This is a genomic window from Parahoeflea alexandrii, assembly GCF_027214025.1.
GTDB classification, from domain to species: Bacteria; Pseudomonadota; Alphaproteobacteria; order Rhizobiales; family Rhizobiaceae; genus Hoeflea; species Hoeflea alexandrii_A.
This window is the reverse complement of sequence record NZ_JAPWHB010000008.1, coordinates 43,002-66,442: the sequence shown is the minus strand read 5'-3', so window position 1 is coordinate 66,442 and position 23,441 is coordinate 43,002. Positions and strand designations below refer to the sequence as shown.

The window sequence follows — 23,441 nt, the reverse complement described above, 5'->3', positions numbered from 1 at the left end:
GTTCACTGCCCTCCCGCATCCCGCTTCGCCGGGGCAAGACCAATGGGGACACGATGTCTGGTTTGACCCTCAATTCCGTCCGCAAGGATTTTGGCAGCTTCACCGCGGTCAACGATGTGCAATTGAACGTGCCGCACGGCACCTTCGTCTGCATGCTCGGACCGTCGGGCTGCGGCAAGACCACGCTGCTCAGGATGATCGCCGGCCTCGATCTGCCCACCAGCGGCGAGATCCGGCTCGATGGCGAGGACATCACTGCCGTCCCCACCCACAAGCGCAATCTCGGCATGGTGTTCCAGTCGCTGGCGCTGTTCCCGCATTTGACCGTCGGCGAAAACATCGCCTATCCGCTGAGAATCCGCGGCGCGCCGCGCGAGGAGCAGAAGCGACGCGTGGAAGAACTGCTGGCGATGATCCATCTGCCCGGCTACGCAGACCGCCCGGTGGCGAAACTCTCCGGCGGCCAGCGCCAGCGCGTCGCCATCGCCCGGGCGCTGACCCGCTCGCCCAAGCTGTTCCTGCTCGACGAACCGCTCTCTGCCCTCGATGCCAAGCTGCGCGAGGCCATGCAGGTCGAACTTCGTCAGTTGCAGCAGCAGCTCGGCATCACCACCATCGTTGTTACCCACGACCAGCGCGAGGCCATGACCATGGCCGACACCGTAGTGGTGATGAACCAGGGCGAGATCCGCCAGGCGGCAAGCCCGATAGAAATCTACCGCCGGCCCGCCGACACCTTCGTCGCCGATTTCATCGGCTCGACCAATCTCATCGACATGGACACCGACAGCACCGGCCGCGCCATCGTGCTCGGCCAGGCGATTGCCGGCCTGTCCGCGCCTCGCAGCGGCAAGACGATCCTCTCGGTCCGCCCGGAAGACGTCCATCTGACAGCGCCCGGCAGCGAAGGTGCGATCACCGGCACCGTGACCTTCGTCCGCGATCTCGGCGGCACCATCGAGACCTTCATCGATTGTTCCGGCAAGCCGCTGATCGCGGTATCGACGCCGCGCGCCCGGCCGGAAGTCTCCGTCGGTCAGCCCGTCGGCGTCGTGCTGGATCCGGGCGTCTGCGTGGTGCTCGACAGATGAGACGCGAGGCGCCGCAGAAACTGACCGATTACGCACCGCTCGCCTTCCCGGCGATCATGCTGACGGTGTTCTTCGTCATCCCGTTCGGCACCATGATTGCGGTCAGCTTCTTCCAGCGCCAGCAGGGCGGTTTCTACACACCCGCCTTCGTGCTTTCCAATTACGAGCGCTTCGCCAGCCTGTTCTTCGCCAATGTGCTTGGGTTCTCGCTGACGCTGGCGGTTCTCGTCGCCATCTGCTGCGTCGCCATCGGCGTGCCCTTCACCTATCTCCTGACCCGGATGAGCAGACGGGCGCAGATTGTCTGGATGGTGGCCCTGCTTTCGGTCCTGTCCCTGTCGGAAGTAATCATCGGCTTTGCCTGGTCGACGCTGTTTTCCCGCACCGCCGGCATCACCAACCTGTTGGTGGCGCTGGGGCTGATGCAAAAGGCGGTGGCGCTGTCTCCCGGTTTTCCGGCTGTGCTGACGGCGATGGTCTACCAGGCGCTCCCCTACACCATACTGGTTCTGTACCCGGCATTGGTACGGCTTGATCCGACGCTGACCGAAGCGGCGCGAACGCTAGGCGCTTCGCCGCTGCGGGCCTTCTTCACCGTGGTCGTCCCGGCGCTGAGAGCCACCATTCTTGCCACGCTGATCATGGTCTTCATCTTCGCGCTCGGCTCCTATTTGCTGCCGCAGATCCTTGGCCGGCCGCAGCACTGGACGCTGTCGGTGCTGATCACCGACCAGGCAATCTATCAGTCCAACATGCCGTTCGCAGCGGCCATGGCCGTGTTCCTCGTGCTTGTCACGCTCGCCCTGGTGACGCTGACGCTGTTTGCCGGACGCAAGCGGGAGGCAGCCGCATGAGCCTTTTCCTGCGTCGCTTCTACTTCGTCCTCGTCGGCCTGTTCCTGTCCGCGCCACTGATCGTGGTCGCCGGCGTGTCGGTCAATGCCAGGCAGACGCTGGCCTTCCCGCCGCAGGGCTTCTCGCTCGCCTGGTATGTCGAGATCTTCGCCGACACCGGCTGGCGCAACGCGCTGTTTGCCTCGCTGACACTGGCAACTCTGTCCGCGGCACTAGCCGTGGCAATCGCGCTGCCCTTGAGCTGGTTCCTGTGGCGGCGGATTGCGCCCTGGGCCAACATCTTCCAGTTGCTCGGCATCGCGCCCTTCACGCTGCCGCCGGTGATCACCGCGCTGGGGCTGCTCACCTTCTGGGCTACCACCGGCTTCTACGGCCAACCCTGGACGGCGGTGATAAGCCACGCCATCTTCTTCGTCACCCTGCCGCTGGTCACCCTTTCGCTCGGCTTTTCCGCGATCGACCGCTCGCTGGTCGAGGCAGCGGCCACCATGGGGGCCGCTGACCGCACTATCTTCCGCACCGTCGTGCTGCCGCTGATCACGCCCTACCTGGTCTCGGGCTATGCCTTCGCCTTCGTGCTGTCCCTCAACGAGTACATCGTCGCCTACATGACGGTCGGCTTCACCATGGAAACCCTGCCGATCAAGATCTTCAACGCTCTGCGCTACGGCTATACGCCCACCATGGCCTCAGTCACTGTCCTGTTCGTGGTGCTGGCGGCTGTGATCTATTCGCTGATTGCCCGCTATGGCGATCTTTTAAAGCTTTTGGGTGCCAATTCGGAGGAGAAGCCATGATCCGCCTTTCGGCCCTGCAAATGCAGACGGCAGGTGCTGATACCGCCGCCAATCTCGCCCGTATCGAAGCCGCCGCCCATGAGGCCGCGCAAGCCGGCGCGGCACTTCTGGTCACGCCGGAGCTGGGGATCACCAGCTATGGCGGTGGCGAGAAGATCCGGGCGCTGGCCGAACCGGCCGACGGTGCGGTCGTGGCCAGAATGAGCGACATCGCCCGCAGCACTGGCGTCGCCGTCGTGGCCGGCTTCGCCGAAAAGGACGAGGATGCGGTCTACAATTCAGCCGTCTACACCGATGGCAGCGGCAAGCCATCCGTCTATCGCAAGTCGCATCTCTATGGCGATTACGAGCGCGGCTTGTTCACGCCGGAGAAGCCGTCAACCTGCCTGTTCAGCCACCGCGGCATGACGCTCGGAATGCTGATCTGCTATGATGTTGAATTTCCGGAGAATGTACGTCGCCTGGCGCAGGCCGGCGCCGAAATGATCCTTGTGCCGACGGCCACACCAATGGGCGCCTCGGGCACGTTCATCGCCGAGAAAATGATCCCGGTGCGCGCCTTCGAGAACCAGATCTTCATCGCCTATGTCAACAACATCGGCAGGGACGGCGATTTCGACTATGCGGGCAGTTCTGTCATCGCAGCACCCGACGGCACAGCTCTGGCGACTGCGGGACTGTCGGAACAGCTGCTGACGGTGGATATCGAGCCTGACCTCTACGCCCTTTCGCGAAGCGAGAACACCTACCTCAGGGACCTGTAGGCTGGCCGCCGGATCAACGGGTCCGGACTTCTTGCTTCGTTCAGGCTTGCCCGGTCGAGAGTGCTTCCTCTACCGCAATTTGCGCCATGGCCAGGGCAGCATCTCGGGTTCTTGCAGCGGCGATGAAGCGGCCATTGTGACAGAAGCTCGCTCCCTCGACGCCGCAGGCAGCCTCCAGATCGCCATTGGTGAGGCCAGCCCAGGCTGCGGGCAGATCGGCGCGCTGTTCGAACCCCTCGTCCGACTGGCGAATGCCGGTCAGGCACCAATCCTTCTCGCGCGGGTGAACCACGAACAGCAGGTGATCCGCCCCGGCCTTCATGATCGCCGGGCGGAAAGGCATGCCCATCGGAAGCTCGAGAATCCGGTTCTCGCCCGCAGCCGAAATCGCCTTCAGCACCAGGTCCTCGGCCCGCAGCTTCGCCGCACTTCCTGCGATCCGGGCTTCGAGAAAGCTGCGCGCAATGGCCAGCGCTTGCTCGAATGCCCGTTCCAGCGCTTCCGGATCGGTCTCGTCGAAGACCGGTTTCAGGGTTTCAAGCAGGACCGGCAGGGTCAGCACGGCCAGCGGCCCGGCGACAGCCGGGCTCATGGCCCCGTTGTCGAGCAGATCGATCGGCAGGACGAAGCTTTCGTCAAGACCCGCATACACGGGTTCGATATGGGCTTCGGGTAGTCCGATCGCGGCAAGATAGGCATGGCCGAAATGCTTCCAGATCAGGCCGAAGGAGCTGTAGGGTTGCCCGTCGTCGCGCAGCGGCGCGCCGCGCTGGTGGTGATCGAAGATCCCGGCTTCGGCGTCATAGGCGCCACCGACATCATAGATGATCCGGTTCGCCCCGGGTGTGATCCACTCCGCTGCCCGGCTGCGGACGATCACGGCCTGCGGAAACAACCGGGTCAGCACCGCGCTGGACAGCAGCTCATCGGCATGGAAACCGCCGGAATGGGTAACGAGAAATTCTGGGATCATAATGGGAAGGCGCCTTGTTGTTCGCGGCAGTCTCGCCTGCGGCAGACAACCAATTAGCCACAGTCGCACCTCAACTCAACCCGACTTGATCACGATCGGAGCGCAAACCGGGCACAGTGCCATAGTTGCAAACCGGTGAAAGCTGCCGAAAATCCGGGCTAGGCTCTTCGACCGAGCGCGGCAATGCCATCCGTCACTCCGTTCAGATCGGCGCACAGACCACCAGGATGCGGGCGTCTTCTTCGCCGCCCGACGCATAGAGATGCCCGATGGCGCTGTCGAAATAGATGCTGTCGCCGGGATTGAGGACCACCGGATCGCGGTTTTCGACAAACACCGTGACCTGCCCGGCCATCACGATCAGGAATTCCTGCCCGGGATGGCGCACGAATTCCTCGAAATCGACCAGTTCGCGCGCCTTGAGCGACCCCATCATCGGGGTCATCGCCTTGTTCCAGACATCGGGAAACAGCATTTCGTAGACGTAGTTCCTGGTCTCCTGCATCTTGAATTCGCCCTTGCGGGCAACCGCGAAACTGCCGGGCGCGAAGGTCTCCCCCTCGGCGTTGAAGAAAGCCGCCAGGTCCACCTCCAGCGCCTTCGCCAGCATCGCCAGCCGGTCGTAGGTCAGCGAAATGATGCCCCGCTCGGCCTTGGAAATCGTCGAGATGACCAGGCCTGAGCGCTCGGCCAGTTCGGCCAGGGTCCAGCCCTTGTCCTGCCGCAGTTTGCGCAGACGTCGACCGAAGTCCTCCCGCGGAATGGCGTTTTCAGTCTGTTTGCTCATGCCTGCACCATGCGGGATAACCGCTATCGCCCCTTCGTTTTTCCAATAGGAAAAATTCTTCTTTCCAAAAGGAAAATTAGTGTTAACCTCTTTCCACGAGGACATTCAAGGGGAAGGCATGGCCGGGCACCAGCATTATGACATGATTGTCATCGGCGCAGGCATGGCGGGAGCCTCCGTTGCCGCAGAGTTGGCAAGCACGGGGCGCATAGCGCTGCTCGAACGCGAGAACCACCCCGGCTACCACACCACCGGACGCTCTGCCGCCTTGTACACGCAGGCCTATGGCCCGCCGGTGATCCGGGCGTTGTCGCGCGCATCGCATGCCTTCTTTCTGGGACAAGGGCCGGGCAATCCGCCCACAGGCCTCCTGCGCCCGCGCGGCGCCCTGTTCGTTGCCCGCGCCGACCAGGTCGACAGGCTCGAGGCGATGCGCATCGCCCTTGGGGCAGTTGTCGAGCCACAGGATGCGGGTCAGGTGCGCGCACGCTCCCCGCTGCTGCGCGACGGCTATGCAAGCGCCGGACTTTTCGACAAGACGGCCGCCGATATCGAGGTGCACGAGCTGCACCAGCATTACCTGCGCCGCTTCCGCGCCGAAGGCGGAACTCTGGTCACAAACGCCGAGGTCACGAGCCTGAGCCGCATCGGCGCAGACTGGCAGGTCGAAGTCCCCGGCCAGACGATGCGCGCACCCGTCGTCATCAATGCCGCCGGTGCCTGGGCCGATGTCATAGCGGAGATGGCCGGCGTCGCCACCAAGGGCCTGCGCCCGCTGCGCCGCACCGCGCTGCTGGTCGACCCGCCTGCCGGGATGGTTCCGGATGACTGGCCGATGGTCGTCGATGTCGAAGAGCAGTTCTACCTCAAGCCGGACGCCGGCAAACTGCTGATCTCGCCCGCGGATGAAACCCTCTCCGAGCCCTGCGACGCCCAGCCGGAAGAGCTCGATATCGCCATCTGCGTCGACCGCATTCAGACTGCCTTTGACCTGCAGGTCCGCCGTATCGATCACAAATGGGCCGGTCTGCGCAGCTTCCTGCCCGATGGCGACCCGGTGGCGGGTTACGCTCCCGATGCGCCCGGTTTTTTCTGGCTCGCCGGTCAGGGTGGATACGGCATCCAGAGCGCGCCGGCGATGGCGCGCAGCGCCGCGGCTCTGGTTCAGGGTCTCGATCTGCCCAGCGACGTAGCCGATCTTGGGGTAAACGCCGCGGCGCTCTCGCCTTCGCGCCTGCAGGTGACGGCATGATGGTACTTGTCATCATCGCTGCGGCGGCGCTGCTGTTTTCAGGGCTGGCGATTGCCTATGTGATCGGCGGCGCGGCGGTACTGGCCTTCATCGCCACCGACAACGGCCGCTATCTGGCAATCCTGCCGCAGCAGATATTCTCCAAGATCGACGTCTTCGCCCTGATGGCAATGCCCTTGTTCATTCTCGCAGGCGAGTTAATGAACCGGGGCGGCATTACCGGCGCCCTGATCAACCTCTCGATGGCGCTGGTCGGCCGGATCCGCGGCGGCCTTGGACACGTCAACATCCTGACCTCGGTGTTCTTTGCCGGAATCTCCGGCTCGGCCGTGGCCGACGCGGCGGCGCTGTCCAACACGCTGGTTCCGGAGATGACCCGGCGCGGCTACACGCTGACCTATGCCAGCGCCATCACTGCGGCCTCTTCGATCATCGGCCCGATCGTCCCACCCTCGATCATCCTGATCTTTTATGGCGCGCTGATGGGTACATCCGTCACCGCGCTGTTCCTGGCCGGTATTGTGCCCGGCCTGATCCTTGCCGCCGCACTGCTCGTGCTGAATGCTTTCTATGCGATGCGCGAGCAGCACCCGCGGGTCGAGAAGGCCGACATGCCGCCGCTGCTGCCCACCCTTTTGCATTCCCTGCCCGCGCTCAGCCTGCCGATGATCATTCTCGGCGGCATCGTCTTCGGCCTGATGACCCCGACCGAAGCCGCCGCTGTCGCCGTCTTTGCCGCCCTTGGCGCCGGATGGTTCTACGCCGGCCTGTCGACCAGCGATGTGCTCGACAGCCTGCGCCGGACCGCCATGCTTTCGGGTTCGATCTTCGTCATCATCTGCGCCGCTTCGGCCCTGGGTCACCTCGGTGCGCTCCAGCGAATCCCCGAAATGATCTCGGGCATGGTGATGGACTGGGGCCTCGGTCCGACTGACTACATGCTGGCGATGAACGTGATCTTCCTGCTGGCCGGCATGGTGCTCGACATCCCGGTGGCACTGGCGCTTCTGGTGCCGCTGCTGGCCCCTGTCGCCCTCGAACAGGGAGCCGATCCCGTGCATCTCGGCATCGTTCTGTGCTTCAACCTGTGCATCGGACTGGTGTCGCCGCCAATGGGAGGCTGCCTGCTCGTGGTCTCCACCGTCACGGGTGTAAACTACTGGAAGCTGGCCCGTGCCGTCATCCCCTTCGTTCTGGTCCAGATCGCGGTGCTGGCGCTGCTGATCCGGATACCCGCCCTCAGTCTGGCCTTGCCCCATGCCTTTGGCCTGGGTGGTGGCTGAGCCATCATGAAGAGTTGGAAGAAATTCATAAAGGAGAGGAACTGACATGACTTACTCGAAAATCCTGGGCGGCGCCCTGTTCGCCGCAGCCTTGACGCTGGCCGGGGCGGCCAATGCCCAGATCAAGATCGCGCTCGACAGCCCGCCGGATCTGGAAGGCTCCGGCAGCTATGTCTGGGCCCACACCTTCAGCACCTATCTCAACGACCATGGCATGCCGGCCGAAGAGTTCGCGCGCGGCAGCATCGGCGGCGATGACGAGCTGTTCGACCAGGTCAGCCAGGGCCTTCTGGAAGTCTCGATGTCGCCGCTCAACATTGTCGGTTCGCTCGACAAGCTGATCTACGGCCTGCGCCTGCCCTATTTCTTCGCCGATGCGGAAGAGGTGGACCGTGCGACCTATCAGGGCGGCATGCTGGAGAAGATCAACGCGGCGACCACCAAGGGCGGCGTGCGTGTTCTCTCGCTCAATCATGTCGGTCAGGCGACCGGTATCTTCAACACCAAGAAGCCTGTGAAATCCGTAGCCGACATGGCCGGGCTCAGGATGCGCGCACTCGATGAAAGCCAGATCGAACTTTACAAGGCCTGGGGCGCTTCGGGCACCATCGTCAGCTGGGCTGAAGTGCCGAACGCGCTGCAGACCGGAGTGGCCGACGGCTACATGAATCCCGCCTTCGTGCCGCTCCTATTCGGGCACACCGACTTCCTCAAGTTCTACACAGACGCCGCCGTCTCGCCGTCGCTTCGCATCACCATCGTCTCGGAAGACTGGTACCAGGGACTGAGTGAAGCCGATCGCGCCACTGTCGACGCCGCAGCGGCCGCTGCGACAGCAGCCAACCGCGAATGGCTGAAGACCCAGGATGCGGTTCTTGGCAAACTGGAAGCTGCCGGCGTGGCTATCGAGCGGCTCGATCAGGCCGCGCGCGACGGCTTCCGTGAAGCATCCGGGCCTGCCTACAACTCCGACCTCCTGACCCAGGAACAGATTGCGGAATGGGAAGCCGCAAAGAGCAAGTAGCAGATGCGAAGCTTCGCGCTCCAGCTCACTCGGCTGTCGGCCGGTCTCAACAGTATCGCCCTCTGGGGGGCGGTACTGGCCCTTCTGGTGATGGTCTTCGCCGCCAGCTGGCAGGTCGTCGCCCGCTATGTCTTCGAGGCGCCACCGATCTGGACCGAGGAGCTGGCGCGCCGGGCCATGGTCTGGACCGGCATGTTGGGCGCATCCTGCGCTTTCTACGCCGGCACCGACCCGACCCTGTTTCCCGCCATGCGCCTCCGGCGCGGCGGGCTGGGGATGGCATTGGCCATGATCCGTGCATTCGGCGTGCTCGCCTTTGCACTTCCTATTCTCTGGTACTCGGTTTTCGACGGTCGGATGAATGCCGTCCGCGGCTTTCTGGGCCGTTCGCTGGCTCGCCAGGCGGAGATGCTCGATGTGTCGATGATCTGGTTCACGGCCGCCGTGCCGCTCGCCTTCCTGTTGATCCTCGTTCATCTGATCGCCCGTTTGGCGCTCCGGTTTTCCGGGCAGATGCCCCATATTGCCACCCCAAATTCATAGGACACGATCATGAAGCTGTTCATTGCCGGGCTGACCACCGAAACCAATTCCTTTTCGCCGATGCCCACCGGGCGGGCCAGTTTTGAAGAAGGCGGCATCTTCCACGGGGACGCCACCCGGCATCCGCTTCAGTACTGGAGCGCCGCGCTGCACATCTGGCGTGAAATGGCCGAAGCAAAGGGTTGGGAGGTGGTCGAATCCCTCTGCGCGGCCGCGCAGCCAAGCGGGCCGACAGTCAAACCCGAATTCGAAGCCTTTCGCGACGAGATCCTCGGAGACTTGCGTGCCGCCGGACCGGTGGACGTCATCCTGTTCGGCTTGCACGGCGCCATGATTGCCGATGGCTATGACGATTGCGAAGGCGAACTGATCGCCGGTGCCCGCGCCATCGCCCCTGATGCGGTGATCGGCGGCTTGCTCGATCCGCATTGCCACCTCACCGAACAGATGCTCGAGGCGGCCACGCTGCTGATCGCCTTCAAAGAATATCCGCATGTCGACGTGCCCGAACGCGCCCGTGAGATGTTTGTGCTGGCCGACCGCACCGCAAGCGGCGAAATCAGGCCGGTGATGCGTGATTGGGACTGCCGGATGATCATCGCCATGCCGACACCGCATCAACCGATGCGCGGCTTTGTCGACGCCATGTCCGCGCGCGAATCCGAACCCGGTGTTCTTTCGCTGTCGCTGGCCCATGGTTTCCCCTGGGGCGACCACCCCCGCACCGGCACGCGCGCGCTGGCCATTTGCGACGGCGATGCCGATCAGGCCCAGGCCGAAGCCGAGCGGCTGGGCAAGGCGCTCTATGATCTGCGCTTTAAATTGCATCGCGACATTCCGGGGATCGAGGCGGCCCTGGACCTTGCCGAGGCCGCGCCAAAAGGCCCGGTGGTGTTGGCCGACATGTCCGACAACGCCGGTGGCGGCGCCCCTTCCGACGCCACCTTCCTGCTGCGCGCCATGATCGACCGCGGTATGCGCAGCATCGCCACCGGGATCTTCTGGGATCCGATCGCCGTCCGCATCTGCAAGGAGGCCGGCATCGGCGCCACGCTGAAACTGCGCCTGGGCGGCAAGTGCGGCCCGATGTCGGGCAACCCGCTGGATCTGACCGTGACCGTGCGCAACATTGCCGATGGGATGACCCAACGCTTCGGCGAACTGCCCTCGCCGATGGGCCAGACGGTCTGGGTCGAAGCCGATGGCATCGACATCGTCATCAACGACAATCGCAGCCAGACCTTTCATCCCGAAGCTTTCGAGAAACTGGGCATCGACCTGTCGCAGCGCCGCTATGTCTGCGTCAAGTCTTCCAACCATTACCAGGCCGGGTTCAACCCGATCGCCGCCCAGGTCATCCCGGTCGCAACCCCAGGCGCGATCACGCCCGATTTCGCCAACATCCCCTACACCAAACGCGCCCGCACCTACTGGCCCGCAGTTGAGGATCCTTTCGCATGAGCAATCCCCTGATAGACAGCCGCGACGCCTTCGCCGCCAGCCATCCCGAACAGCGGATCGATCTCAACGGCCGCGAATGGGGACTGTGTGACGTGGGCTCCGGCCCGGTTCTTCTGCTGATCCCCGGCACGCTCGGACGCGGCGATATCTTCTGGCAGCAGATCACGGCACTCAAGCACCGGATACGCGTCCTCGCCGTGACCTATCCAAGCACCGGCGGCGTCGCAGACTGGAGCGGAGACCTGGTCACGCTGATGGATCGCCTCCGCGTGGAGCAGGCAACCGTACTGGGATCGTCGCTGGGTGGCTATCTGGCGCAATACCTTGCGGCCGACGCCCCTTCCCGGGTGACCAGGTTGATCGGCGCCAACACGCTGTGCTCGGTGGCGGGAATCGACCAGCGCATGCCCTATGCACTGGACCTGATGAACGCGCCGATCGCCGACCTGCGCGCGGGCTTTGGCATGGGTCTCAGCGCCTGGGCGGCAGCGCATCCGGAGCAGACAGACCTGGTCGCATTGCTGATGGCCGAGGTCAACGGGCGCATTCCCGAGGCCGAGCTGCGCAACCGTCTCAACGCCACCAAGACCGCGCCCGACCTGCCCGCTGTCCCATTACCCAAGGCCGACATCTGCACCATCGAGGCCGACGACGATCCGCTGATCCCGCCGCCGATGCGGGCCGCGGTACGAGAACGGCTCGATCCCGGTTGCGCCTACCGGTTCCTGTCAGGCGGGCATTTTCCCTACGTGGCGCGGCCGGAGGACTATACCGGGCTGCTCGAACAGGTGCTCGGATTGCCCCTCACCGGCTCCGACTGGGGCACCGGAAAGGAGCGTGCGTTGTGATCATTCTCAGCCATGACGATGTCGCCAACTTGCTGCCGATGCAGGAGGCTATTGAAGTCGTCGAAGCGGTCATGAAGCAGGTATCGCGCGGTGAGGCATCGCTGCCCTTGCGCTCGGTCACACCGGTGGGCGGAAACAACAGGATGGGGCTGATGCCCGGCGCCATTGCTGAACCGGCCTGTTTCGGCGTCAAGATGATCAGCCTGTTTCCCGGCAATCCGGCGCGTGGCCTGTCCTCGCATCGCGGCGCCATGGTGCTGTTCGAGGCCGAGACCGGCGGCGCTGTCGCCATGATGGATGCGAGCCTGCTGACCGCAATCCGCACGGCGGCGGCAAGCGCCGTTGCCACCCGAGCGCTCGCCCGCCCCGAAGCCAGCCACCTGGCGATCATCGGCACCGGCGAACAGGCCGAGCATCATCTCGACGCGATGATGTGCGTGCGCGAGATCCGCCGCTTGTCGGTGGCTGGGCGATCAGCCGAGAAGACCGAAGCCTTCGCCGCGCGGGTCGCCCGTCTCTATCCGGCACTCCGGATCGACCATGGCGCCGACTTTGAGGCAGCCATCAAGGATGCCGACATCATCTGTACCGTGACGTCCTCGGCATCACCCATCGTCAAGGGAAGGTGGGTCTCCGACGGCGCGCACGTCAACATCGTCGGATCCTCCATCCCGACCATGCGCGAAGTCGACGACGAGATGGTCATCCGCGGCGCTATCTGGGTCGATTACCTGCAATCGACGCTGGCTCAGGCCGGCGAGATCGTCGACATGATCAAGGCCGGAACCTTCAGCGCCGATCAGCTGCAGGGCGAGATCGGAGCCCATCTGTCGGGCGAAATCCCCGGCCGTAGCAGTGCTGAACAGATCACCATCTACCGCTCGTTGGGCATCGCTGCCCAGGATCTCGCCGCAGCCCACCACGTCTTGACCCGTGCGCGAGCGGAGAGCCGCGGTCATCACGTTCCGTTCTGATTGGACCGGGACCGTGGCAAACCATTGCCTTCAAAAGCCGGTCCTTGTTCCCGAGAGGTGGTCTGACCTCTTCCCGGAGCATTCTGCGGTCCGGCGTTATCGCCCAATAGAAGGAAGCTGACCGGGATCGAAAGACGTGGAGCCGGTCTCAAGCAAAAGCCAGTGTAGGCACATCGACAATGGTCGAACCTCCATCGACGGTGAGGACCGCTCCGGTGATGATCGCAGCTTCCGGCGCACAGAGAAACGCGATGGCGGCAGCCACCTCCTCTGGCGTGGCAGGCCGCCCCAGGGGAACGTCCTTTGTGACAAGCCCATAGGCCGCGGCGCGGGAACCGAGACCCTTTCGCGCCATCAGTTCATCCATCTCGGCATCGGCCATTTCCGTCGTCACCCATCCCGGGCAGACAGCATTGCAGCGCACGCCCTGCGCCCCGAAATCCCGGGCGATGGAGCGAACGAGACCGATCTGGGCATGTTTCATCACCGTGTAACCAAACGTGCCTGCCGCAGCCGCCAGGCTGGCGATCGAGGCGGTGACGCAGATGGCGCCCTTGCGCGCGATCAGCTCCGGCATCGCGGCGCGCAGGATCACCATCGAGGTGTCGAGATTGGCGCGCCCCGAGGCCGACCATTCTGCGTCGGTGGTTTCCACGATCGAGCCGAAGCCGTGACCGCCGGCATTGGCGACAACCATGTCGAGCCCGCCAAACCGCTGCCGTGCCAGCGCCACCGCTTCCTCGGCCTGCGCGGGGTCGGCAGCGTCACCGGCAAACACCACAGCATCGATGTCGGCTACGAGCGCCTCAAGCGGTTCCCTGCGTCGGCCCATCAGCAGGACACTTGCACCTTCTTGCGAGAACCGACGCGCGGCAGCCGCGCCGATGCCGGTCCCGGCGCCGGTGATCAGAACGGACTTTCCGACAAAACGCCCGTTCATGCCGCCGTCTTTCCGGCCGGCACGAGGCCTTCAGCAACCCAGCGGTCGAGATGTGCCAGCGCGGCAAGGCAAAACGCCTCGTCATTGATGTGGCAATCCAGCGCCTGGTAGGAAACCCGTCCGTCGAGCGACTTTTCCGCGGCTTCCGTGAAAGCCGCAAGCCCCTCGGGGTTGTACGCCGGCTCGCCTGCACGGTCCCACTCTTCTATCCCGCCGAGCGGCAGAAGGAAGTGTGTCGGTCCGCTCGCAGCAGCCAGCCGATCGGCCATTTCGCGGGCCAGCGCGCGTCGCTCCTCCGCATCGAAAGCGACGCTCTTGATCAGGCGGTTGTGCTCGTGGAACGGCCGGTCGGAGAAGCGAGCGGGTATCTCCTGCCAACCGGCGAGGTCGAGGATGTCCATCGCGCCGGGAGCAACCAGTTGGGGTGTGCCGCTGCGCCCTGCCCCGGTCAGCCGGTCGGCCCCGGCGCTGACCAGCGAGCCATGCAGCATGTTGACCAGTTCCTGCAGGGAGAAATCCATCACGCAGGCGAATGCCCCTTCTGCGGCCAGCCGCTCGAAGGCCATCCCGCCCATGCCGGTTGTGTGAAAGACCGCGACGTCGTAGCCGCGTGCGGTCAACTCGGGATGCAGCCGCTTCATGTATTTCAGGCAACTCGATCCGAGCGATGTCATGCCGATGACGGGCCGGTCGAATTGCGGCGGTTCCGCCGCGCGCGCCGCGCCCAGAACCGCGCCGGCAGCCTGGCTGAGCGAGGATTTGCAGAGCGGATTCAGCCCGTAAAGCCCGCCGGCCCAGAGAATGAACTGGACGTCCGCGGCCATCCGCTCCGCAGCGATCAGCGGCGATCCGGCAACGGTGGACACGATGTATTTAGGAACGCCGATCGGCAGGGCCTGCGCGCAATCGAGCGCCAGGTCGGTGCCCATCGTGCCGCCAAGCGCGATCATGCCGTCGAACCGGCCTTCGCGATGCAGTTTCCGTGTCAGCAGGGCTGCGCCGGCGCTCATCTTCTCGAACGCTTCGCCTTCCTCGCCGAGCGCGATCAAGCCGTCGATCGTCTCGCCGACGGCTCCGGCAACCTCATGCTTTGTCACGTCGACCGGAACGCGCGGGTCACCCAGCACGCTGACATCCATGGCAAGCACGTTTCCGCCCTGGCTCCTGATCTTTTCGATCAGATAGCCGAGCTCGTCCGCCTTTGTGTCAAAGGTACCCACCACCAGTATCGTCTTTGTCATTCTCTCTCCTCCATTGCGTCAGGCTGGGTGAGTTTGCCGAAGATAGTCTGAACAAAGGTCCCTTGCGTCTTCGATGTAACGCAGGTTGCGATCGCCTGAACCATCCTCGTCGATCCGGGGCACGATCCAGCCGACATAGCTGACCGCCCGCAAGGCCATGAAAAGATCCAGTGCCGTCGTGTCGAGCGAGCGGCGGGAGCGGTAGCCCGCAAGCAGTGCGGTCTTCAGTGCGTCATAGCCCGCTTCATGCCTGTTCTTGAACAGCGCGGTCGCCACATCGAACAAGCGAAAACCCCAGCCGCCATCATCGAAATCGATCATCCGCAGCTCCTGGCCGTCAACGAGCACGTTCTCGCGCACCAGGTCGGCATGAATGAGCCCGTAGTCGAGGCTTTCCGCCAGACGGTCCAGATCCTTGCGGGCAATGTCACGGAAGGTTTCGAACAGCGCCCGGGTCTCCGCGTCGAGTGTCGGGTTCCTCCAAAATGCGCCCCATAGCGGCGCATCGCCCAACAAACCCTCGATATCCCAGGCGCCTCGCTCGAAGCCGGCGGGCTTGATCCAGCTGTCACACGCCTCGTGCAGCTCTGCCATCGCCGCGCCAAGCCTGCGGAATACGCCCGGTGCATCGGCCAGCGCCAGCGGTGCCCGGCTTTGACCGAGGGGTGTGCCCGGCAACCATCCGATCACATCCACGCGCTGCGCGCCCATCGTTTCCAGCAGCTTGCCCGATAGCGCTGGCTGCGGGCGCGGGACGTGAACGCCTGCCGCATGCATCGCCTCAAGCCACTGAAGTTCTGACAGAAGCTCGGCGTCCGAGCGGTACCCGGGTCGCTTCAGGCGAAGCGCGAAATCGCCTTGCGCGGCCGAAACCCGGTAGACGCGGTTCTCGCGTCCGGCAATGAAGCGCACCGGCATTGCCGCAAGTCCCCAAAGCGCCAGTGCCCGCTCGACATCGTCGCTCATCGCGCCACCAACGAGGTCTGCGACATCACGTCGTCCAGCGTTTCGATCAGCAGATCCAGATGCTCGGCTGCAAAGGGCATCGGTGGACGGATCTTCAGCGTGTTCTTGTGCCGCCCGAGTTTCGACAGCAGGATGCCGCGGGCGCGCATCGCGTTGACCACGCGGTCGGCGTAATCCGATGCGGGCTGCTTCGTCTCGCGGTCGGTGACGAACTCCGCGCCGAAGACCATTCCGGTCTGCCGCACATCGCCGATGACTTCATACTTCTCGGCCAGCGCCGACAGGCGCTCGTGCGCCATCGTCCCGATCGCCAGGGCATTGGCCTGCAGGTCCTTTTCCCACAACTCGTCGAGCACCGCCATGGCGGCGGCGCAGGACACCGGATTGCCGCCAAAAGTATTGAAATAGCGGAAGGATGTCCTGAACCGCGCCATGATGTCGGGCGTGGTGACGACGCCGGCGACAGGATGGCCGTTGCCCATCGGCTTGCCCATGGTGACAATATCCGGAACCACACCCTGTTTCTGGTGACCCCAGAAATGGCTGCCGCAGCGGCCGAAACCGGATTGCACCTCGTCGCAGATCAGCAACCCGCCAGCCTTGCGCACCACCTCGGCCGCCGGTCGCAGCCAGCCTTCTGCCTGTGCCGGAAAACCTTCGTTGAGGAAGATCGGGCAGACGATCAGCGCCGCCACGCCGATGCCGGACGATTGCAGGTTTTCGACCGCGCGCGCCACATGGGCTGCAAACCGGCTTCCGTCAGGGTCGTCAATCCGGTAACTGTCCGGCGCCTCGACGTGGCGCAGATACTCGCCGAGGCCGAATCCCACCGCCGGAACGTTGCTTCTCGACAGGTGGCTGACCAGCGTCGTGTTGCCGTGATAGGTCGCGTCCGTGGCAATGATCCCGCGGTTGCCGGTCATCGCCTCCGCCATGCGCAATGCGATGTCGTTGGCCTCGGATCCCGTGCAGGTCATGATTGCGGTCGACAGCGGGTCGTCGAAGGTCGCGGTGAGCCGCTCGACATAATCGAGGATGCCTTCGTGCAGATAGCGGGTATGGGTGTTGAGCGTCCGCGCCTGTGCGCAGAGCGCGTCGACAACGCGCGGATTGCAGTGCCCGACATGGGCGACATTGTTGTAGCAGTCGAGATAGCGGCGTCCGTCCTCGTCCCACAGCCACACACCATCGCCCCGAACAATGTGCACCGGCTCCTCGTAGAAGGTCGAGACGTTGGGTCCGAGAAGCTCCCGGCGGCGCTCCATGAGATCAGACATCTGATACCTTGCTTGCGCGCTCACGCCGGGCCTGGATGATGGTCCAGCCCTGGAACAGGACGGCGATAACGATCATCGTAAACAGGATGAAGGCAATCGGCCGGTCGATGAATTCCCACGGTGTCGTTACCCGCGCCATCGCCGTACGCAGCTTGTCCTCCATCAGCTTGCCGAGCACGATGCCGAGAATGATCGGCGATGTCGGATAATCGAGCCGCTTGAGAATGAAGCCGAACACTCCGAAGCCCGAAGCGATGGCCACGTCCGTCAGCGAGTTGCGCAGCGAATAGACCCCGATCAGGCTGAAGGTCAGGATCATCATCCCGAGGAAACGGTTCGGGATCGTCATCGCCTTCATCAAGGTGCTGGTGGCGAAGAACAGGAAGACGACGACGATGATGTTAAGCAGCAGCAGGCAGAGATAGAGCGCCAGAACGAAGTCCATCTGGTTGGCGAACAGCTGCGGTCCCGGCACGACATTGTGCACGTAGAACACGGCGAGCATCATCGCGGTCAGCTCTTCGCCGGGTATGCCCAGCGCCAGAAGCGGGATCATGGCCGCCGCCGGCACCGAATTGTTGGCGGCTTCCGATGCCACGATCCCCTCCGGATTGCCCTTGCCGAAAAGTTCCGGGGTCTTCGACGTGCGCTGCGCGTAGGCATAGGACATGAACTGCGACATGAACTCGCCGACGCCGGGGATCATGCCGCATATGACACCGAAGCCCGATCCGACGGTGGCAACCCGCTTGAAAACCCAGAAGTCACGGACCTGCTCCAGGACCTTTGGTCTTCCCACATCCGGCAGTTTGATCGGCTTGTCCTTGTCCATGAACAGGACCAGCGCCTGACTGACCGCAAACAGCCCCAGGACCACGACAATCAGATTGATGCCGGACTGCAGCCAGCCGAGCCCGAAGGTAAAACGCTGGGTGTAAGCGCTTGGCTCGATGCCGATGGTCTGCAGGAAGATGCCGACGGACGCCAGCATCCCTGCGGCCAATACCTGTCCGCGATGGGTGATGATGACAAGGGTGATCCCCAGCAACGCCGCCAGGAAGATCTCGCGTGACCCGAACATCGGCGCGATGCTCGCGAGCACCGGCGCCAGGAACATCAGCGCCACGATGGAAAAGATCGCACCGTAGAACGAGGCCGAATAGGCAAGGCTCAACGCCCGCTGCCCCTCGCCCCTGAGCGTCATCGGATACCCGTCATAGGTGGTCAGCGCGTTGACCGGCGTGCCGGGCGTGTTGACCAGGATCGCCGGGATCGCTCCACCGAACATCGACGAGCCGTAGATGCCAAGCAGCGCAGTCAGTCCGACGATCGGTTCGAGCGAGAAGGTTACCGGCAGGACGATGGCGATGGCCACCGCGGCGCCGACACCCGGAAGTCCGCCAACGATCACCCCGCCGATCGAGCCGATCAGCAGCGCCGCCATGACGTCCCAGCGGGCAATGAGGTCGATACTCGATGAAAGCAGTTCCATGACGCCTCAGAAGTAACGGAGGAGGATGTAGCGGAGCCCTTCGGGCGCCAGTTGATACAGCGCGCCGCCCGGGATCTTTACATTCATCGCGCTTTTGAAGAACAGAACGACGAAGAGCGCGAAGCCGATTGCCGCCCATACTGCCCTGCCCCTGTAGCCGAGCCGCAATGTCAGGCCGGCGCAGAAGATCACGGTCGCCGGAAGATAGCCGATGAGCGGAATTGCCCAGACATACAGAAGGTACCAGCCGACATATTCGAGCGAGCGCAGCCAGATTCCGGCTTCCGCCCAGCGGCCCGGCGTGCGCTCGACCTTGCTTCGCGACAGCCAGTTGAGCCCGGCAAAGAGCACGACACCGACCAACGAGATCGTCGGCCAGAATCGCGGCTGAGCCGAAAGACGCTTGCCTTCGAGCCAGGTCGTCTCCCATCCGATGGCCGCAATCAGAAGACCGCCGAGGACGAGCATGAGGGTGCAAAACAGCATCTCGCCGGGCTTGCGGCCGAGCGGAAAGACGTGAGGCTCTTCTCTGACATCGTCAGCCATTCAGGTGTGCCCCGCGATTGAGGTGGCCGGCGTCATGACAGAACGCAAAAACCACGCAATGAGACGAACAGGAACAGGGATGTGACCGGCTGCATCCATGGCAGCCGGTCTGACAGGTACTGCCCTACTGGGCGATCATCGCGTTGATGCGCCCCGACACCTCGATGTCGGATTTGATTCGCGCCGCGGAATCGGCCGAATTCATCCAGTAGACGATGGCGCCGGTCTGCTTGGCAAGATCCAGGGCGCGCTCCGAGGCCATGGTCTTTTCGGCCGAGGCAATGATCTTTTCGCGCACGTCCTGGGGCGTGTCCTTGTGCACGAACAGACCGTTCCACAGCGAGATGTTCAGAGCCGGAGCGATGGAGGCCAGCGTTGGTGCATCCGGAACGACGGAAATCGGACTTTCAGTGATGGTGGCGAGGATGTTCACCTTGTCGAGGCAGGGCAGAACCTGCTGAATGGTCGTGTTGACGACGTCGAAGTCACCCGAAGCCAGCGAATTGCAGTCAAGCGCATCCGCCGATGCTTCCGCCTTCCATTCAAATCCCAGCTCCTTTGCCGCGGCAAAGGTCGCTTGCGTCGGCAGAAGGAAGGCGCCGAAATGGCCCAGCACCTGGCCGTTTTCCTTTGAATAGTCTGCAAGCTCCTGCATGGTCGAATACGGCTTGTCGCTGCTGGCGGCGATCACGAAAGGATAGGTCAGGAAAATCCCGAGAGGCTCGAACGGGTCCGGATTGAGACCCGGCACGCCGACCTCTGGACCGACCACGGGGATGTCGACCACGAAGGAGCCGATGGTGTAGCCATCCGCAGGCGCCGCAGCGACCGTTGCCGCACCCGGAAACGGACCGCCGTCGGACGGGCGGTTCACCACGGCCGCGGCAACGCCGTATTCGGCCTCGAAGTCTTCGGCGATCATCCTGGTCAGCACGTCCTCAAGGTCGCCTGGCGGGAACGGCACCACGAAACTGACCGGACGATCGGGATACTCGGCCAGGGCCGGTGCGACCGGCAGGGCGAATGCTGCAGCCAAGAGCGCAGTGCCCGCGAATAAAGTTGCATACTTCATTGACGTTTCCCTCTGGTTCATTATTGTCAACAGTAGTTCATATCTTGGCAAGGCGCCTTGAGGTTGTCAACAAAACGTTGCCGCGTTGCGCACATATGCCCGGACCCGGAAGGAAACCGCATGTCTTCGACAGTCGCCAAGGCTCTGACCCTGCTCGATCATTTCTCTGAAAACGAGCCCGAAATCGGCCTGTCGGACCTTGCCCGCAGGTCCGGACTCGACAAGGCGACCGTGCACCGGATGCTGAGCGTGATGGCTGATGCAGGCCTGGTGGAGCAGCGTCATGACACGAAACTCTATCGTCTCGGCGCCGGCATCCTGCGTCTGGCGCGAATCAGGGAGAAGGCCTTTCCCTTTGCCTCGGTGCTGCAGCCCGAACTCGATCTCCTGGCGCAGGAAACCGGCGAAACCGCCCACGCTTCGCTGATTTCGGGCCGGGCGCTGGCCACGGTCGGAATCTGCGAGAGCAGCAAGGCGAACCGTGTTTCCCTGGTTGTCGGCGAGGTCCTGCCGTTCCATGCCACGGCCTCGGGCATCGCCACGCTCGCCTTCGGGACCGAAGAGCTGTCCGCCCGCGTGCTTACAGGCCCCCTTGACGGCAAGACATCTTTCACACTGACCGATCCCGGCAGGCTCAATGCACTCATCGAGACCGCGCGGCGGACCGGGTTCGGGGAAACCGACCAGACCAACGAAATCGACGTCTATGGCATCGCCGCTCCCTATTTCGACAAGACCGGGTTCGCTTGCGGAGCCGTCGCCGTGGCGACGCCCTCGCACCGCATGACCGAAGCCTTGCGCGACAAGATCGTCGACGCGGTGCTCCGCACGGCGCAGGTGATCACGTCCGGCACCGGAGGAACGCAACCGGCCGGCTATCCCGAAACCGTCAGAAAGACCCTGTCATCGCTGCCGGACGGATCGGCTTGAGCCTGTCGGCGGCGGTCTGACGATCGCAGTCGCACATGGCGGACCCGGGAACTGGTTGGCGCGCCACTTTTCGGGCGGCGCTGGGTTGTCCGCCGGCAGAGCCTGACCTGCCCGATTGACATCAAGGGCGAAGCGGGACAGAATATTTGAAACGCTGGTGTATATAATAAACCGATACGGATTGTTCCGAAATGGATCTCACTGAACTTGCGTCCCTCCGGTCAGCGCCCGTGCCCCCCGCCGCGCACGTCATAGACGGGGAACGACGGGCGGCGTCCGATGGCGCCACCATGGACGTGATCTCGCCGGCCGACGGCCGCAGGCTGACGACGATGCCGCGCGGAACCGGCGATGATGCGCAAGCCGCCATTTCAGCTGCCCGGCGAGCCTTTGACGACGGCCGCTGGTCCGATCTGGCGCCCGCCGCGCGCAAGGCGGTGCTGCTGCGGTGGGCAGGTCTGATCGAGGCTCATGCCATGGAACTCGCCGTTCTCGGCGTCCGCAACAATGGAACCGAGATCGGGATGGCCCTGAAGGCCGAACCACTGTCGGCCGCCGCCACGATCCGCTACTATGCCGAGGCGGCAGACAAGCTGCATGGCGAGATCGCCCCGACCGGACCTGGCACACTCGGCCTTGTCCACCGCGAGCCCGCGGGCGTGGTGGGAGCGATCGTGCCCTGGAATTTTCCGCTGATGATCGGCGCCTGGAAGCTGGGCCCGGCGCTGGCGACCGGCTGCACGGTGGTGCTCAAGCCGGCGGAAACCGCCTCGCTGACGCTGCTACGCATCGCGGAACTGGCGCTCGACGCCGGAATACCGGCTGGTGTGCTCAATGTGGTGACCGGAGAAGGTTCCGTCGTCGGCGCGGCAATAGCCGAATCCAGCGATGTCGATGTTCTGGTCTTCACCGGATCGGGCGCAACGGGCCGGCGGTTGCTGGAAGCGTCGGCGCGGTCCAATCTCAAGCGCGTCTATCTGGAGCTTGGCGGCAAGTCGCCGAACATCGTCTTTGCCGACGCGCCCGATCTTGATGAGGCTGCCAAGGTCTCCGCCCACGGCATCTTCCGCAATTCCGGACAGGTCTGCATCGCAGGATCGCGCATCCTGGTGGAGCGGACGATTCATGATGCCTTTGTCGACAAGCTCGCAGCGGTCGCGAACGCGATGACGGTCGGCGATCCGCTCGATCCGGCGACCGCCGCCGGAGCGATCAACTCGCACGCCCAGCTCGAAAAGAACCTGAACTTCGTCGCTGAAGCGCGCCAGGCCGGACGCCGGATCGTCACCGGAGGTACCCGTATTCTCGAGGACACCGGCGGCTTCTACATGGCGCCCACAATTGTTGCCGGTGTCCGCCCGGAAGACCGGCTGGCCCGGGACGAGGTCTTCGGACCTGTGCTTGCGGTCATGCCTTTCGATACCGAGGACGAGGCCATAGCCCTCGCCAACGGCACCGATTACGGACTGGCGGCCGCCGTCTGGACGGCCAACCTGTCGCGCGCCCACCGGATGATCCGGCGGATCAAGGCCGGGATCGTCCACGTCAACACCTATGGCGGCTCCGACATGACCGTACCGCTCGGCGGCGTCAAGCAATCGGGAAACGGCCACGACAAATCGCTGCACGCCTTTGACAAGTATCTCGACCTCAAGACCGCATGGATCAAACTGTGAGCCGGGCGCTGGTTCTCGATTTCGGCGGCGTTATCTCGAAAACCCTGTTCGAGACGCATGATCTGTCCGAAAAGGCCCTCGGCCTTGCGCCAGGCACACTCGAATGGCGCGGCCCCTTCGACCCCAATGGCGACGCGGCCTGGCGGGCGATGCAGGCGGGCGAGATGAGCGAGCGCGACTACTGGGCACTCAGAATGCGCGAGACCGGCGCGTTGATCGGCGAAGAGTGGACCGAGTTCGCCGAATTCGTCGGCCGGGTGCGCGGAGCCGATCCGGCTGCGGTGATAAGGCCGGAAGCGCTGGCGGCAATCGGCAAGGCACGCGATGCCGGGTGCAGGCTGGCAATTCTGTCCAATGAGCTCGACCTGTTCTACGGCGCTGATTTCCGCGACCGGCTGCCGTTTCTCGCCGCTTTCGAACTGATTGTAGACGCCACCTATACCGGCATCCTCAAGCCCGACCCTCGCGCCTACGGCTTCATCACCGATGGCCTGGGGATCCAGGCGGCGGAGTGCGTCTTCGTCGACGATCAGATGAAGAACATCCGCGGAGCCGCGGCTGCGGGCATGCAGACCGTGGCATTCGACGTGACCCGACCCGGCGAAGGCTACGACCGGGCTCTCGACCTCCTCAAGATAAAGGCATAAGCG

At 63.8% G+C, this 23,441-nt stretch carries 23 protein-coding genes; 14 read left to right on the top strand and 9 right to left on the bottom strand.

Annotation, left to right across the window (positions count from 1 at the left end; translation table 11 throughout):
* Positions 1 to 53 precede the first annotated feature (53 nt).
* The 4 genes from O4H62_RS23030 to O4H62_RS23015 are packed head-to-tail and all read left to right on the top strand — an operon-like array spanning position 54 to position 3,506.
* Positions 54 to 1,091, top strand: a complete 1,038-nt coding sequence (locus O4H62_RS23030; RefSeq protein ID WP_269391218.1) for an ABC transporter ATP-binding protein — start codon at positions 54 to 56, stop codon at positions 1,089 to 1,091.
* Complete coding sequence (locus tag O4H62_RS23025; protein WP_269391217.1) at positions 1,088 to 1,945, top strand: ABC transporter permease; 858 nt, start codon at positions 1,088 to 1,090, stop codon at positions 1,943 to 1,945. The genes O4H62_RS23030 and O4H62_RS23025 overlap by 4 nt, the downstream gene beginning before the upstream one ends.
* Complete coding sequence (locus O4H62_RS23020; RefSeq protein WP_269391216.1) at positions 1,942 to 2,742, top strand: ABC transporter permease; 801 nt, start codon at positions 1,942 to 1,944, stop codon at positions 2,740 to 2,742. Before O4H62_RS23025 ends, O4H62_RS23020 begins: the two co-directional genes overlap by 4 nt.
* Entirely contained in the window at positions 2,739 to 3,506 is a 768-nt protein-coding gene (locus O4H62_RS23015; RefSeq protein ID WP_269391215.1) for a carbon-nitrogen hydrolase family protein, read from the top strand. The genes O4H62_RS23020 and O4H62_RS23015 overlap by 4 nt, the downstream gene beginning before the upstream one ends.
* Positions 3,507 to 3,546: 40 nt before the next feature.
* On the opposite strand, the gene O4H62_RS23010 is transcribed toward O4H62_RS23015, so the two are convergent.
* Positions 3,547 to 4,479 (bottom strand): MYG1 family protein, encoded by a 933-nt coding sequence (locus tag O4H62_RS23010; protein ID WP_269391214.1) that lies wholly within the window; start codon positions 4,477 to 4,479, stop codon positions 3,547 to 3,549.
* A gap of 202 nt (positions 4,480 to 4,681) precedes the next feature.
* Complete coding sequence (locus O4H62_RS23005) at positions 4,682 to 5,266, bottom strand: helix-turn-helix domain-containing protein (protein WP_269391213.1); 585 nt, start codon at positions 5,264 to 5,266, stop codon at positions 4,682 to 4,684.
* A 118-nt stretch (positions 5,267 to 5,384) separates the two neighbouring features.
* On the opposite strand from O4H62_RS23005, the gene O4H62_RS23000 reads away from it, so the two are divergent.
* The 7 genes from O4H62_RS23000 to O4H62_RS22970 are packed head-to-tail and all read left to right on the top strand — an operon-like array spanning position 5,385 to position 12,651.
* Positions 5,385 to 6,518, top strand: a complete 1,134-nt coding sequence (locus O4H62_RS23000; protein WP_269391212.1) for an NAD(P)/FAD-dependent oxidoreductase — start codon at positions 5,385 to 5,387, stop codon at positions 6,516 to 6,518.
* On the top strand, positions 6,515 to 7,801 hold the full coding sequence (locus tag O4H62_RS22995; RefSeq protein ID WP_269391211.1) for a TRAP transporter large permease: 1,287 nt from the start codon (positions 6,515 to 6,517) through the stop codon (positions 7,799 to 7,801). The genes O4H62_RS23000 and O4H62_RS22995 overlap by 4 nt, the downstream gene beginning before the upstream one ends.
* A gap of 46 nt (positions 7,802 to 7,847) precedes the next feature.
* Positions 7,848 to 8,825 carry a TRAP transporter substrate-binding protein gene (locus O4H62_RS22990; protein ID WP_269391210.1) on the top strand — a complete coding sequence of 326 codons (978 nt, stop codon included), beginning with the start codon at positions 7,848 to 7,850 and terminating at the stop codon, positions 8,823 to 8,825.
* Positions 8,826 to 8,828: 3 nt separating this feature from the next.
* Positions 8,829 to 9,368 (top strand): TRAP transporter small permease, encoded by a 540-nt coding sequence (locus tag O4H62_RS22985; protein WP_269391209.1) that lies wholly within the window; start codon positions 8,829 to 8,831, stop codon positions 9,366 to 9,368.
* Between the two features lie 9 nt (positions 9,369 to 9,377).
* Positions 9,378 to 10,829 (top strand): M81 family metallopeptidase, encoded by a 1,452-nt coding sequence (locus O4H62_RS22980; protein ID WP_269391208.1) that lies wholly within the window; start codon positions 9,378 to 9,380, stop codon positions 10,827 to 10,829.
* On the top strand, positions 10,826 to 11,677 hold the full coding sequence (locus O4H62_RS22975; protein ID WP_269391207.1) for an alpha/beta fold hydrolase: 852 nt from the start codon (positions 10,826 to 10,828) through the stop codon (positions 11,675 to 11,677). Before O4H62_RS22980 ends, O4H62_RS22975 begins: the two co-directional genes overlap by 4 nt.
* Positions 11,674 to 12,651: an ornithine cyclodeaminase family protein gene (locus tag O4H62_RS22970; protein ID WP_269391206.1), complete on the top strand. Its 978-nt coding sequence runs from the start codon at positions 11,674 to 11,676 to the stop codon at positions 12,649 to 12,651. The genes O4H62_RS22975 and O4H62_RS22970 overlap by 4 nt, the downstream gene beginning before the upstream one ends.
* Positions 12,652 to 12,799: 148 nt before the next feature.
* On the opposite strand, the gene O4H62_RS22965 is transcribed toward O4H62_RS22970, so the two are convergent.
* From O4H62_RS22965 to O4H62_RS22935, 7 genes are all read right to left on the bottom strand, one after another.
* Positions 12,800 to 13,591, bottom strand: coding sequence for an SDR family NAD(P)-dependent oxidoreductase (locus O4H62_RS22965; RefSeq protein WP_269391205.1), 792 nt, complete (start codon positions 13,589 to 13,591; stop codon positions 12,800 to 12,802).
* Positions 13,588 to 14,832 carry a Tm-1-like ATP-binding domain-containing protein gene (locus O4H62_RS22960; protein WP_269391204.1) on the bottom strand — a complete coding sequence of 415 codons (1,245 nt, stop codon included), beginning with the start codon at positions 14,830 to 14,832 and terminating at the stop codon, positions 13,588 to 13,590. The genes O4H62_RS22965 and O4H62_RS22960 overlap by 4 nt, the downstream gene beginning before the upstream one ends.
* 18 nt (positions 14,833 to 14,850) lie before the next feature.
* On the bottom strand, positions 14,851 to 15,798 hold the full coding sequence (locus O4H62_RS22955) for a phosphotransferase enzyme family protein (RefSeq protein ID WP_269391203.1): 948 nt from the start codon (positions 15,796 to 15,798) through the stop codon (positions 14,851 to 14,853).
* Positions 15,795 to 17,075: an aspartate aminotransferase family protein gene (locus tag O4H62_RS22950; protein WP_269391202.1), complete on the bottom strand. Its 1,281-nt coding sequence runs from the start codon at positions 17,073 to 17,075 to the stop codon at positions 15,795 to 15,797. The genes O4H62_RS22955 and O4H62_RS22950 overlap by 4 nt, the downstream gene beginning before the upstream one ends.
* On the bottom strand, positions 17,068 to 18,567 hold the full coding sequence (locus O4H62_RS22945) for a tripartite tricarboxylate transporter permease (protein WP_269391201.1): 1,500 nt from the start codon (positions 18,565 to 18,567) through the stop codon (positions 17,068 to 17,070). Before O4H62_RS22945 ends, O4H62_RS22950 begins: the two co-directional genes overlap by 8 nt.
* 6 nt (positions 18,568 to 18,573) lie before the next feature.
* Complete coding sequence (locus O4H62_RS22940; protein WP_269391200.1) at positions 18,574 to 19,113, bottom strand: tripartite tricarboxylate transporter TctB family protein; 540 nt, start codon at positions 19,111 to 19,113, stop codon at positions 18,574 to 18,576.
* Between the two features lie 124 nt (positions 19,114 to 19,237).
* The gene (locus tag O4H62_RS22935) at positions 19,238 to 20,185 is read right to left on the bottom strand and encodes a tripartite tricarboxylate transporter substrate-binding protein (protein WP_269391199.1); all 948 of its coding nucleotides are present in this window, start codon (positions 20,183 to 20,185) and stop codon (positions 19,238 to 19,240) included.
* 120 nt (positions 20,186 to 20,305) lie between these two features.
* Between O4H62_RS22935 and O4H62_RS22930 the strand changes: the two genes are divergently transcribed.
* The 3 genes from O4H62_RS22930 (at position 20,306) to O4H62_RS22920 (ending at position 23,438) form a co-directional block, all read left to right on the top strand.
* Positions 20,306 to 21,115 carry an IclR family transcriptional regulator gene (locus tag O4H62_RS22930; RefSeq protein ID WP_269391198.1) on the top strand — a complete coding sequence of 270 codons (810 nt, stop codon included), beginning with the start codon at positions 20,306 to 20,308 and terminating at the stop codon, positions 21,113 to 21,115.
* 191 nt (positions 21,116 to 21,306) lie between these two features.
* On the top strand, positions 21,307 to 22,791 hold the full coding sequence (locus O4H62_RS22925; RefSeq protein ID WP_269391197.1) for an aldehyde dehydrogenase: 1,485 nt from the start codon (positions 21,307 to 21,309) through the stop codon (positions 22,789 to 22,791).
* The gene (locus tag O4H62_RS22920; RefSeq protein ID WP_269391356.1) at positions 22,788 to 23,438 is read left to right on the top strand and encodes an HAD family hydrolase; all 651 of its coding nucleotides are present in this window, start codon (positions 22,788 to 22,790) and stop codon (positions 23,436 to 23,438) included. The genes O4H62_RS22925 and O4H62_RS22920 overlap by 4 nt, the downstream gene beginning before the upstream one ends.
* Positions 23,439 to 23,441 lie beyond the last annotated feature (3 nt).